General features: G+C 45.9%; 8 protein-coding genes. 1 reads left to right on the plus strand and 7 read right to left on the minus strand.

Going from position 1 to position 13,173, the window contains the following annotated elements:
* Positions 1–48: 48 nt before the first annotated feature.
* On the minus strand, positions 49–1,659 hold the full coding sequence (locus tag NBH14_RS00760) for a SusD/RagB family nutrient-binding outer membrane lipoprotein (RefSeq protein WP_186957943.1): 1,611 nt from the start codon (positions 1,657–1,659) through the stop codon (positions 49–51).
* Positions 1,660–1,693: 34 nt separating this feature from the next.
* The gene (locus NBH14_RS00765) at positions 1,694–4,978 is read right to left on the minus strand and encodes a SusC/RagA family TonB-linked outer membrane protein (RefSeq protein WP_186957944.1); all 3,285 of its coding nucleotides are present in this window, start codon (positions 4,976–4,978) and stop codon (positions 1,694–1,696) included.
* Positions 4,979–5,214: 236 nt separating this feature from the next.
* Between NBH14_RS00765 and NBH14_RS00770 the strand changes: the two genes are divergently transcribed.
* Complete coding sequence (locus NBH14_RS00770) at positions 5,215–9,195, plus strand: ATP-binding protein (protein WP_186957945.1); 3,981 nt, start codon at positions 5,215–5,217, stop codon at positions 9,193–9,195.
* 85 nt (positions 9,196–9,280) lie between these two features.
* On the opposite strand, the gene ychF is transcribed toward NBH14_RS00770, so the two are convergent.
* The 5 genes from ychF to NBH14_RS00795 form a co-directional block, all read right to left on the minus strand.
* Positions 9,281–10,384 carry a redox-regulated ATPase YchF gene (ychF, locus tag NBH14_RS00775; RefSeq protein ID WP_186957946.1) on the minus strand — a complete coding sequence of 368 codons (1,104 nt, stop codon included), beginning with the start codon at positions 10,382–10,384 and terminating at the stop codon, positions 9,281–9,283.
* Between the two features lie 134 nt (positions 10,385–10,518).
* A complete protein-coding gene (locus NBH14_RS00780; RefSeq protein ID WP_009860502.1) occupies positions 10,519–10,731 on the minus strand; it encodes a hypothetical protein in 213 nt (70 codons plus the stop codon).
* A 6-nt stretch (positions 10,732–10,737) separates the two neighbouring features.
* Entirely contained in the window at positions 10,738–11,223 is a 486-nt protein-coding gene (locus NBH14_RS00785; RefSeq protein WP_046145836.1) for a DUF3990 domain-containing protein, read from the minus strand.
* Positions 11,220–11,456, minus strand: coding sequence for a DUF3791 domain-containing protein (locus NBH14_RS00790; RefSeq protein WP_009860504.1), 237 nt, complete (start codon positions 11,454–11,456; stop codon positions 11,220–11,222). The genes NBH14_RS00785 and NBH14_RS00790 overlap by 4 nt, the downstream gene beginning before the upstream one ends.
* Positions 11,457–11,674: 218 nt before the next feature.
* Positions 11,675–12,694, minus strand: a complete 1,020-nt coding sequence (locus tag NBH14_RS00795) for a hypothetical protein (RefSeq protein WP_186957947.1) — start codon at positions 12,692–12,694, stop codon at positions 11,675–11,677.
* Between the last annotated feature and the right edge of the window lie 479 nt (positions 12,695–13,173).

Raw genomic sequence — 13,173 nt, forward strand, 5'->3', positions numbered from 1 at the left:
ACAATTATCAACCATACGGTCAATGATTAGATGTTCAGGGAGTGAGACTTATTTTGTATCCCACCACAAACGGGCACTGATCTTATTGTTTTCAGACTGCGCGTTATAGTTTTCTGTGTTCATGGATGCTTCTTTTGCCGGATACAAGAAACGTACGGGAGCATTTTCTTTGTTCAGTAAAGTACCGTTTTCACGGTCGTCATCCAAGACAGGCAGATCGGTACGGCGATATTCAGCCCAGTTTTCATAGATTTGAAGGAAGCCGAGATGCAGCCATTTCTGGGTTGCGATCTGTTCCAGTGCTTTTGAAGGATTGAATTTGAATGTCGATGTTGCCAACCAGTTGCTCAATGTTTCATCGGATACATCCCTGTTGGCGATCGTCATGTCTTTTCCCTTTTCTGCGTCACTGTTTTTATAGTATTCGTAATAGTTCTGGACAGACAAAATTACTGCTTTATTATAGAACTCTTCAGCGTTACCGTTATACAGTCCGCGTTGTGCTGCTTCCGCCAGGCAAAGGTATACTTCTGCGGCAGTCATACCGATGCCGACCGGTAACTGGTAGTTGTTGCGGAAAGTAACAGTGTTCAGGCAACCATATATTTCAAAAAGTCTGGTTCCGTCCGGTCCGTTCACCAGCGAGATCGCTTTATCGGCAGAAGAAGGATAACCGATGATTTCTTTGCTGTTTTCATAAACATTTCCATCGTTATCGGTTGCCGGCTGATAGAATACGACCAGACGCGGGTCGGCAGCTTCTTTCAACATGTTCACTGTCAGTTCGGGAGCGTACATGTAATAACTGTGTGTCTTATTATGGCTTTCTCTCATGGCACGCCAGATACCATCGGGAGCTGTATCAATGCCGGAGACTTTGATATAGGTATTCTCTGCATTTGTCGTGATCAGTTGGTCGAGTGACAGTTCCGACAATACCTGTCTGGCTTTCTCCGGGTCTACATTGGAGATACGCATGGCGTAACGCAGGCGCAGTGAATTGGCAAACTTGTACCATCCGTTGCAGTCACCTTTGTAAATGATATCCTGGCGCTTGAACGTATCGTCACCCGAAGCCGTTTTAAAATAGGCGGCAGCTGATTTCAGATCGTCCAGAATTGCGTAATAGATATCTTTTTGCGTGTCATATTTAGGCTTGAAGATAACGGTCCCGCCGTACACTACGTTACGTGCCGTGAAAGCTTCCGTATATGGCATGTTACCGAAAAAGTCGGTAGCAATGGCTGTGTTATAGGCTTTCAGTATTTTACCGGCTTCGATATAGTTCTGGTATTTCGTCTGTTCTTCCGGCGACAGGGTGGCATAAATCTTGTCTATCTCTGTCAGTGTACTCATCCGGGTTACATAATAGTTTTCCCAGCGTGCCTTATCGTCCTGAATATTCTGATACAGATTGATACGGTCTTTGCCGGCTTGGCGAGCGGTAGTCTGGATATAATTCCCGATCAGGCGGAAATTATAGTTCCAGGTATCGGCATAGTCGTTTTCGATAGTTTTCTGTGCACCTTTAGTGAAGAGATATTCAATCTCAGCACTGGTGAATCCGTCCGGATTGCTATGCTTCTCATCCAGTTTACTTTCGCAGGAAGAGAACGCTACTGCAGAACCTAAAAGCAGGCTATATAATAATTTTTTCATATGAATTTTCTGTTTTATTATGTATGATGAAACTTTAGAAACTTGTGTTGACGGAGAAACCGAAACTTCTGGCCGACGGATAAGAAGTATATTCCACGTAAGGATTCGTTCCGCCTGTACCCAGTGTTGCTTCCGGGTTTACGTTGGGAACGCTCTTATAGATGAAGAACAAGTTACTGCCGACCAGTGATACATTCAGATTCTGTAAACCGATTCTGGAAACGATGTTTTTCGGAACGCGGTAAGAGAGTTTCAGTTCACGCAGTTTGATATAGGTGTTATCATACAGGTTATCTTCTGAACCGGCTTTGTTGTAGCGGTTGTTATAGTAGTCGGCAGCCGATACGATGATCTCGTTTTTGTTACCGTTGGCATCTACACCATTAACAACGATACCGTCGTGGCGGACACGTCCGTCAAGAGCATTCGCCGGAGCTGAAGAACCATGATTATCCAATGCAATCTTCTGGTTGGTGTTCTTGTCGATATAATAAGGAAGTCCACCGTATTCTTCGTCACGTCCCCACAAGGATTCTTTGCCGGCACCCGATGCTTTCAGATAGTTGTTGGTAAATGAAAGCAGTTTACCTCCGAAGGAACCGTCGATATGAACGTTCAGAGAGAAATCTTTGTAACGGAAAGTATTGCTGAAGCCGCCGATGAATTTCGGAGCGGCGCTACCTGCATAAGTGAATTCCGATTCCTGCTGATAATAACCGTTTTTGTCGACAACAATACGTCCCTGGTCGTCGCGTAACCATTTCTTGATAAATACGCTCGGTGTTGCATATCCGGGAACGGCTTTAAAGATGGCGGCACTCCATGGACTGCTGATCTGGCGGTCTTCCATTCCGTCAATCAGGGAGATCAACTCGTTGTGCGTATAGGAGAAGTTCAGGATACTTTCCCAACTGAAGTCTTTTGTTTGTACCGGAGTGCCGGTCAACTGTATTTCCACACCATGGTTACCGATTTCTCCGGCATTCATTTTCATACCTACTGCACCGGTAGAAGGAGCAACGGGAACCGTGATGATCTGATTCTTCGTCTTGTTGGTATAGTATGCCAGGTCGACACCCAGGCGGCCGTCTAACATACGTCCTTCCAGACCGAATTCCCATGAATACGTCTTTTCAGGAGCAATATTGGTTGGCGGAACATCCGATTTGAACTCATTGGTGATGGCTGAGTTGTTGAACAATCCGTATTGATATTCGGAGTTGGTGAAATAGATGGAAGGAGTAGTGTTACCTACGATGGCATACGAACCTCTAACCTTACCATAGTTCAGCCAATCCGGCATATCCAGAGCTTCTGTGAAAACGAAACTCAGACCGGCAGAAGGATAGAAGAAGCTGCGGTTACCGGCAGACAGGCGGGATGACCAGTCGTTACGGGCTGTCAGGTCCAGATACAGGAAGCGTTTGTAAGCCAACTGTGCGGATGCGAATACGGCTCCCAGAAATTCACCCTGGTTGACAACTTTGTCTTTGCTGGCTTTCTTCGGGTCTTTCTTGTTATTTTCGGAAGAGAACATACCATTATATTTCAGCCCTTCTGATTCCCATATCATTTTCGATTCGGAAATATCTTCGCCCGACATACCGAGTGTGGCACTCACGTCGAAATCTTCGCCGAAAGCCTTGTTGAACATCAGCAAACCTTCCACGTAGTTCTTCTGGTAATGTGCATCTTCCTTACGGTAGCTGCCTTGAAGATTGGTCATATCTGCCGGATCGGAGGCTCTTTCGAAGTATTCCTTGTTTTCTTTGTCGTCACGATAACGATCCGTACCGCCGCGCAGACGGAAATTAAGGAAGTCGAATATTTTGAGGTTAGCAGAGATCGAGGCGATTATACGTTCACGTTTTTGTGTGTATTCGTTTTCGTTCTGCTGCCACATCAGATATTTGATAATGTTGTCGCGGTTTCCTGAACTGATATTCTGGATCTGGTTGCTCAGGAAATAACCGTCTTCGCTCTTGTAATGATCTTTCCACAGTTGGGTGATCTCATTACGGGGCATCGGATAATTGGAAACACGGTCGATACGGGTCGGCATATTCTTCGTATCGGACATGTTGAATGAGATGGACGCATCGAAAGTCAGACGTTCGTGCACCTTGAAGTTACCCGAGAAGCTGAAATTGTGTTTGTTCTGCTTGTAGTTTTCCAAATAACCGCCATAATTCATGTTGGTGTAAGCCAGGCGGATGCTGTTCTTTTCCGTCCCGTTGGTAATGGCGATGCTGTTGTTGTTGGTAAAACCGTCTTTAAATACATCGCGGTAGTTGTCCGGCTGGGGAGAGTAGGGGCGTTTTACACCGTCCCACCAGAGGACTTCCGTTCCGTCCATGCGCGGACCGAAACTGCGGTATGTATCGCCGTTATATATGTACTGTCCATCGGCATTCGTTGTAAAATAAGGATTTGAACCGCCGCCGAATACATTCTGGAATTCGGGCATATAAGCACGCTGGTCATACATATAGGAAGTGCTGACCTGGATACCCAGTCCTTTTCCTGCACTGCCGCGTTTGGTTGTAATGACGATCACACCGTTGGTAGCACGCGAACCGTAAAGGGCTGCCGCATTTGCACCTTTCAGGATCGACATAGTTTCGATATCGTCCGGATTGATATCGTTGAGGGCAGAACCCTGCTGGATCTCGTTACGTTCGCGGCCGGACCATTGCGAATCGGTATCATTGATAGGTATACCGTCCACAACGATCAGCGGGCGGGTATTACCTTCTACCGAGTTGATACCGCGGATCTGGATTTTAGTTCCTCCCGTAGGCCCCATAGCTGTTTGCTGGATCTGTACGCCTGCTGCCTTTCCATATAAGGAAGTAGCTACGTTTTGCACGGGAACCGTCTGTATCTGTTCAGCTTTCAGTTCACTCATGGCATAGGGGAGAGCGCGTTTTTCTTTTTTGATACCCATGGCAGTAACCACCACTTCGTCGATTTTCTGGGTGTCTTCCACCAGCGTTACATGCAGGGATGCTTGTCCGGTGTATTTGATCTCCTGTGTTACATAGCCGATAAAAGAGATAGACAGGGTGCTTCCGGGAGTTACATCTATGGAGAAGTTCCCGTCCATATCTGTAATTGTTCCTTCACTGGTTCCTTTTACGGAAACAGAAGCACCGGCTACAGGGCCGAATGCATCAATGACTGTACCTGTTACTTGTTTCTTTTGCTGGGCGATGTTGGCGACAGCTTCCGACTTTGCGTCTGTTGCAAATACCTGGCCGGTAGAACAGAGGGTGCCGGAGAGTAAAATTAATCCGATAGGTCTCAATACTTTTTTCATAAATAAATCTTTATTTAGATTCAAGAAAATTTTGTTTCTATGCTGCAAATCTATAATCTGCTGATAAAAAGGCATATTAGAATCGGTTGATAGAATAGTAAATACCGTTGGTGGCGGATATTACTATTTTTTCGACGGATATTACCATAATGTTGCTTCTGTATTTTAGTTAACGTGCACTCTTATTGTTGTTTACCGCTAAAAAAGGGTTAAATTTGCATTAAATATCTTTGTTTATGAGGCCTAAATTCTTGTATACATTATTCTGTTTATATTGTTTGTTTCCGTTATCGGCGAAAGAACTTTATTTCCGGCATATTGATTTGAACGATGGCTTTGCAGAACCTTCTGCTATATCCATTTTTCAGGATAAAAGAGGAGCTGTCTGGTTCGGGAATGATAACTTTAATGTGTATGACGGAAGAGTCGTCCGTTCGTTCCGTTTGTCTACTTATCTGGATGGGATGGAGGATAATAATATCCATGAAATCTGTGGCGACGGGGATTCCTGTATTTATATGTTGGCGAACAGGAACCTGGTAGTCTATGATATGCGGATGGAAGAATTCCGGCAAACATCCGTGCAGGCGCATGCGTTGAAATATAGGGATGACGCCTTGTTTTATGCTTATAGAAACGGGTTTTACCGGTATAATCCTGATGGCGGGTCCCAAAAGATCTGTGCTTTCTCGGACTCGACCGTTATTATAAAGGACCTGTGTTTTTCGGCTGAAGGCTGGTTGCTGGCTACCACGAAAGGATTGTTCCGGTTGGCGGACGGGAGTCTTCAAGTATTATTGGAAAATGAGTCGGTTACATCTCTCTTTATAGATGACCGGGAGCGGTTGTGGGTCGGTACGTTGGCCAACGGAGCTAAAGTATTTAGCCAAGGTGAATGGCTGTCTTTGCAGGAAAACACGCTCTCTTGTCCGCTTGTCAATAACCAGGTGAGGAGTATTAACCAGGATATTAAAGGGAATGTCTGGATAGGTACCTATGCCGGGATAACGGTAGTGAATCCCTCTTTGGACGATTGTTATCATTTGTCGCATAAAGAACAAGTTCCCTGGTCTTTGAAGCATTCATCCGTTTATGATATCTACCGGGATAACCAGGGAGGAATGTGGGTTGGGACCTATTACGGCGGCCTGAGTTATTTTAATCCGAATACAGAGAATTACCTGTTCTACGGTATTTCGCCGGATGATCCGGAAAGCCTGAGGGGGTTCCTGTTCGGAAAGATGGCAGAGGATACAAAGGGCAATTTGTATATAGCGACCGAACACGGGCGTCTGAATTGCCTGGATCGCCATACACAGAAAGTGAAACGTTTCAAACCGGATATTTTCCGCCTGCCGTGTGGTACGACCAAATCTGTTTGGTATGATGCCGGAAACGACCGGCTGTATATCGGTACTTTCCAGCACGGATTATATTGTTACTCTCCTTCTTCCGGACGTCCGGAACGCTTGGGTGAAGATGTATTGCTGGAAGATAACCAGCAGATCGTTACGGATCTGATACCGTGGCAAGGGCAGTTGATCGTGGTTTCGCAGGGAGGCCTGTTCCTGCTGGATCTCGATACCCGGAAACTCTCCCCGCTCTTCTCCGATCCCGACCTTCTCAGCCGCACTAGTGTTACTATCCGTTCCGCCTATTTGGATAATGAAAACCGGTTATGGCTGGCTCCGGCCAACCGGGAGGTTGTCTGTGTCAGGATGGACAACCGTATGCCCGAAGAGATCCCAGCCGTAAAAAAGATGATCGGGAAGAAGCCTGTCCATTGTATAACCGGAGATACGAGAGGTCATCTTTATTTTGTGGTGACGGGTGTCGGTGTATTGCGATATGATACGATGAATGATTTCTGGTCCTGCTACAACCAGGAACAAGGTCATTTACTGACCAACGAACCGTTCCGGGCAGCCGTTACCCCGTTGGGGAAATTGTTGGTCACATCTGTCCGGGGAATCACCTTGCTCGATATGAAAACCGGAAAGAGTACGCATACTTTACTGGGTACTTCTTCGCCTTTGCATCGTCTGAACTCGAATTGTGGCGTCTATATTTCTCCTAAAGACAGTATGATTTTTATCGGTGGTGTGGAAGGCATGATCGCCACTAAAGAGTCGGGCCTGTCTACGGCACAGGTCCCTTATACCATTTCGTTCAATAGTCTGTCTGTAAATAATAATCCGGTCTTTCCGTCGGCGTCGCCAGGTATTTTGAAAGAAGGTATATCGTATACTTCTGAACTTATGCTTACGCATGACCAGAATAATGTGACCATTGGTTTCACCTCTACGAATTACCGCTATGCCGATAAGAACCTGTTTGAATATAAACTGGACGGGTTGGATAAACAATGGACCCGTACGTTACACCAGCAGATCGTTTATACTTCTTTATCGCCGGGAGATTACAATCTGTTGGTGCGCGAGGTAGGCGGGGGCAAGCAGATCGCTCTCCATATCAGTGTCCGGCCTCCCTTCTATGCTTCTCCCTATGCTTTTGCGGTATATGGTTTGCTGGGTCTTCTTTTTCTGGTTTGGCTGATCCGTTTCAACCGTAGCCGGGCTTTCCTGAAGGCTTCGCTGGAAATGGAACACCGGGAGAAACTGCGTATAGAGAGGCTGAACCAGATGAAGCTGAAGTTCTATATAAATATATCTCATGAACTGAGAACTCCTCTGACGCTGATGATCAGCCAGGTGGACCTGCTGTTGCAGAACTATGATCTGGGGGGTACGTTCAGGACCAAACTTTTGAAAGTGCGCCAATATACGGCACAGATGCAGCAGTTGATTACCGAGGTACTCGATTTCCGCCGCCTGGAACAGGGTAAGATGCCTTTCCATGTGAGTTGCCAGAACCTGGTCCCTTTCGTGCGGCAACAATTCGATGCTTTCAAAGACTATGCGGTGATGAACAGGATACAATATAAGCTGGAAACGGTGGAGGAGGATATTCCTGTCTGGTTCGATCCGGTGCAGATTCGGAAAGTATTCAATAACCTGCTTTCGAACGCGTTCAAATTTACGCCGAATGAAGGATGTATCACTGTTAGCCTGTTGCGTAAAAAAGAAGTTGTGGAGATACGTATCTCCGACACAGGTTCCGGTATTCCCCGGAACCAACAAGACCATATATTCGAGCGTTTTTACCAGGCGGATAATGCAACCGGTCTTTCTCTTTCGGGGAGCGGCATCGGCTTGTCGTTGACACATGAGATCATCCAGCAACATAAAGGCTTGATCGAAGTCGAAAGTGAAGTAGGAGAGGGTACGACTTTTACCGTTACCCTTTGTCTGGGTGACAGACATTTCACGGACGAACAGAAAGTGACTGAACCGCTTCCTGTCGAACCGTTGCCTATGCAACCAATGAAACCGGAAGACGCCGTTCTTCTGCCGGACCGTCCTGATCTTCCGGAAATGATTGCACAGGAAACAGCAGATACTTCACTTTCCGTGTTGCTGGTGGAAGATAACGAAGACCTGTTACAGGTTCTTGAAGAGGCTTTCTCGATCAAATATAAGGTCTATAAGGCAACCGATGGCGAAGAGGGCATCCGTATCGCTGAAATGGAGCAGCCGGACCTTATTATCAGCGACGTGATGATGCCCGGCCTGTCCGGAATCGCCATGTGCCAGCGCCTGAAGCGTAAGCTTGAGACATCTCATATCCCGATCGTCCTGCTGACAGCCCGTACAGACTTGGAAAGTGCCCTGGAAGGTCTTAAATGCGGGGCGAGCGATTATATCGTGAAGCCATTCAATATGGAAATACTCTTATTGAAATGTAATAATATCATCCATACGCTGAAACGGCAGCAGAAGCGTTTCCATACCGAGGCAGACTCCGTCCCGACCGATCTGGCGACCAACCGCCTGGACCGGCAGCTCCTGGAAGATTCCGTCCGGATCATTGAAGAGAATATGGAGAATAAGGATTTTAACATTGATATGTGGTGTCGTGAAATAGCGGTGGGCCGTACCCGCCTGGGAACCAAAATTAAGGGGATCACCGGATTGACTCTGAATGATTTTATCCTCCAGATCAAACTCCGTAAATGTGCTTCTTTGCTGGAGAGCAGCGACCTGACAATCTCCGAGATCACCTGGAAAGCCGGCTTCTCGAGTCCGGGATATATGGGGAAATGTTTTAAGGAATATTTCGGGGTTACTCCTTTGCAATATCGTAATTCGAAGAAGTAAGAGAGGGAGCAGGGTGTGTGTTAAAGCTAGTTATAAGGCTGAACTATGACACACCCCCTGCCTCCTCTCGAGAGGGGAAAAGTTACTATACATTAAAGCGGAAATGCATAATGTCGCCGTCCTGTACGACATATTCTTTGCCTTCCACGCTCATCTTTCCAGCTTCCTTAACGGCTGCTTCGGAACCATATGCTATATAATCGTCATATTTGATCACCTCGGCACGGATGAAGCCTTTCTCGAAGTCGGTATGGATCACACCGGCGCACTGCGGTGCTTTCCAGCCTTTTTCAAACGTCCAGGCACGTACTTCCTGTACGCCGGCAGTCAGGTAAGTCTGTAGGTTCAGCAGGTTGTAAGCCGATTTGATCAGACGGCTTACGCCCGATTCTTCCAGACCGATTTCCTCCAGGAACATCTGGCGTTCGTCATACGTCTCAAATTCGGCTATCTCGCTTTCGATCTTGGCAGCTACGACCAGGATTTCCGCGTTTTCATCTTTCACGGCTTCACGTACGGCATCTACATATTTGTTGCCTTTCACTGCGCTTGCCTCGTCTACGTTGCAAACGTACATGACCGGCTTGCTGGTCAGCAGGAACAGGTCGTGGGCGATCTTCTGCTCGTCTTTTGTCTCGAAGGTCACCGTACGGGCGCTTTTGCCTTGTTCCAGAGCTTCCTTGAATTTTACCAGTACTTCGTATGCCTGTTTGGCCTGCTTGTCACCACCTGTCTGCGCCTGTTTCTGCACTTTCGCGATGCGGCTGTCGATGGTTTCAAGGTCTTTTATCTGAAGTTCTGCGTCGATGATTTCCTTGTCGCGGACAGGATTCACCTGGCCGTCCACATGCACGATATTATCGTCGTCGAAGCAACGGAGCACATGCAGGATCGCATCTGTTTCGCGGATATTGGCAAGGAATTTATTTCCTAACCCTTCCCCTTTGCTGGCCCCTTTTACCAGGCCGGCGATGTCGACGATCTCGACTGTCGTGGGAACGATGCGTTGCGGGTTGATGAGTTCCGCCAGTTTGTTCAGACGCTCGTCGGGAACGGTAATTACACCAACGTTCGGTTCGATCGTACAGAACGGGAAGTTTGCTGATTGTGCTTTTGCATTTGATAAGCAGTTAAAAAGGGTAGACTTCCCAACGTTCGGAAGACCTACGATGCCACATTGTAATGCCATAAATTAGTATGTTGTTTTTATTATCTATTCGTATTGTTTCATCTCGGAAGCTGCCGTCCGGCAGACTTTTTCAACGGGCAAAGATAACCATTCTTTCTTGTATATGTGCAATTTTCATTTATTGAAGAGGTTATTCATAGTTTCCCGTAGATTTCCAACTTGAGTTCGTCTATCAGATACAAATCGCTTCGGCAATGTAAATCGGCTTCTCCATCCTGCAATAATTGAAATGTAAGGGAATGGAAAAATAAATCCATAGCTTTTGCGTAAGGTATTTTCATTTGCTCTGCGAACCCTTTGATGATTCGTGCATATTTCAATAGCTTTAATGTTCCGACTGCATCCATAACTTTTTATATCAAATCGATTGCTTCTTTAAATACCAGATATTGCTCCAGGATAGCATCATTCAATATGCAAATCTGATGGTTAGGCTTTTCATATTTCAACCTGTCCAATGCAATGTCTTTACTCATATATCCTGAAAAATAAGCATCCAATGTGGCAAACACATTATCATTCGCCACACCTCCGATTATTACATCGTATTGTAGATAAATAGTTTCTCCCTTCCGGCAAGCGAATATAAAATCCAGCCATTCTTCATCATAGGCAGTAAATGTTTTTACCTTGAAGCCGGAGGACTTTAAAAGATTTTCATCCAGTTCGTATACATTAAGTATAGCTGCTTTTCGGGCTCTTAGAAAACGTTTGCTCCAACGTTCTGCCTGCTCGCGGATAGGGGTTATATAGAAGCCTTTACCAAAGTCTAACTTTTCCCGGGAGAAAGTGAGTTCCGGCCTCTCCACCCTGCAATATGAACCGTGATAAACAATCATAGGATCTGATTTTCTTTCATTAAGTTGATAATATCTTCCACTATATATTCCCGGCTTTGTGTGTGTAGTACATCATAAAACTCGACGATATAGTCTTGCAGAACCCGGTTTTGCATCATGAGGTCATATATTTCTGTTGCCGGTTTTTGCAGTTCTTCAGCAACGCACATCACACAAAAAACAGCAAATTCCATTTGCCGGGGTGTCATATTATTATATTCTGCATCGCTCATAGATTTTTGTTGTTAATTGGAGTTGACAAAGATAACCATTCTTTCTTGTATATTCTTCAAGAACAGGGATTATCCTGGTTTTTACAGTTAATTTATGCTGCTGCGGGAGAAGGCCAGATGCCTGTGACCTGCGGTGTAGAGGGTGCCTTCTTTTTCGTAAGGGATTTTACGCAGCATTATTTTCCAGATGTAATCGTAGAGTGATATAATCGGTGGGTTTATAGGGTTGTTTTTAATTTGCTTAGGTACAAATGTTGTTCTTCTATGTCGTAAGAGACGGCATATAAATTTTCCTCACGGCTGTCTGTTACCAAGTAGACGACGGGGTTTTTTATCCGGAGGCAGGAGAGTAGCTTTCCGCTTTTGTCGAAGACTAATATTCCGTTTTCTTTCATCTGTTTTTCCGACAGGTACTGGCTGAAGGCGTAAATATGTTCTTTGCCGGCTGTGATGCATCCGAATCCCTCGTGGTGAAGGCTATCGAATTCGATGCGGTTGTTTACCCTTTGATACAGGAAGTCGGACGTTTGCTTTTCCCATTGCTTGGTTAGGCGCTCGTTTTCGTAAGAATAGGAGGCGATATAACCGAAATAGGTGCTGGCGTATATGAACTGGTTGTCGCGTCGGGCCAGATATCCCTGGAAATAGTCGAGGTATTCCTGGTATTGATATTCCGTGCCGGCAACGGGATAATTTCCAAAGAAGTTGATTTCTTTGCTTTGCTTGTCTTTGTCGAAAACACTTAATAGCCCTTTGAGGTAAGGGCCGAGACCGACAAACAGTTTATCGCCTACCTTGAACGCTTCGCTGGGGGAGAATTTACCTAACCGCAGGCGGGTGAAATCGGCAATCGACATTTCTCCGCGGTCTACAGCGAGTTCGTAATAGACGTTGTTGGCCGGGTTCAGATATTCGAGTCGGGCCTGTAAATTCTTGTCGGGAGATATGACGATGGCGGTGTCTTTCTTCTTTAGCGTATACTGGTTCATTTCTTTGCCTGTAGTCTGAAAGATACGGATGGAGGAGGCATCCTGCGAGTTCAGCAGGCAGAGTAATGTATCGTTCAGCAGATGCAGAGGAGGAGCGAACAGGTCCGGGAGATCGGCCAATGCCTCTTCTTCGATTGAGATTTGTGGGACTGCGTATGGGTTGATATTTTCTAATCTCACTTCCGGCCCTGAGCAACTGCCGGCCAGTAAACCTGCGAATAGAACAGATAAAATGTTTCTTTTAGTCATCTTCCTTTGATTTTTAATCCGGGACTAAAGATACGAGAAGTAAATCAAAGGGCAGGCTAATTGCATTGGAATAATTTGTCAATAATGAATCAATGTGTCGGTATGACAATGGGGATGGTGGTTTATTCGAGATTTGTCAGAGGTGAACTAATTAGTATCATTGTCTTTAATGGGGCAAAGCCCCATGCCGCAGGCTCTCTTTTGCCGTCAGTTTCAACTGACGGATAGATAAACCTTCCGGTTTTACCGGATTCCTCTGTGGGTTTCAACCCCTTTATTGGGTATCATATAATGAAAGGGGATAAATCCCACAAAGGAAGAGGCTTTGCCTCCTATATTTAGAACCGTTGGTTGAAACCAACGGCAAAAGAGAGCCTGCGGCACGAGGCGAGCCTCGTTTAAAAGGCACTGTAGACAGCTCAAAACTTTCTATAGTTGCTACATTATTCTGATGCTGTTTCATGCAACTATCCGTCTGT

Source organism: Parabacteroides caecihominis (genome assembly GCF_023656785.1).
GTDB lineage: Bacteria > Bacteroidota > Bacteroidia > Bacteroidales > Tannerellaceae > Parabacteroides > Parabacteroides segnis.

What these genes read in the sequence shown, in the direction of transcription:
- NBH14_RS00760 (WP_186957943.1), bottom strand. Translation starts at nt 1,659, where the DNA reads ATGAAAAAATTATTATATAGCCTGCTTTTAGGTTCTGCAGTAGCGTTC.
- NBH14_RS00765 (WP_186957944.1), bottom strand. Translation starts at nt 4,978, where the DNA reads ATGAAAAAAGTATTGAGACCTATCGGATTAATTTTACTCTCCGGCACC.
- NBH14_RS00770 (WP_186957945.1), top strand. Translation starts at nt 5,215, where the DNA reads ATGAGGCCTAAATTCTTGTATACATTATTCTGTTTATATTGTTTGTTT.
- ychF (WP_186957946.1), bottom strand. Translation starts at nt 10,384, where the DNA reads ATGGCATTACAATGTGGCATCGTAGGTCTTCCGAACGTTGGGAAGTCT.
- NBH14_RS00780 (WP_009860502.1), bottom strand. Translation starts at nt 10,731, where the DNA reads ATGGATGCAGTCGGAACATTAAAGCTATTGAAATATGCACGAATCATC.
- NBH14_RS00785 (WP_046145836.1), bottom strand. Translation starts at nt 11,223, where the DNA reads ATGATTGTTTATCACGGTTCATATTGCAGGGTGGAGAGGCCGGAACTC.
- NBH14_RS00790 (WP_009860504.1), bottom strand. Translation starts at nt 11,456, where the DNA reads ATGAGCGATGCAGAATATAATAATATGACACCCCGGCAAATGGAATTT.
- NBH14_RS00795 (WP_186957947.1), bottom strand. Translation starts at nt 12,694, where the DNA reads ATGACTAAAAGAAACATTTTATCTGTTCTATTCGCAGGTTTACTGGCC.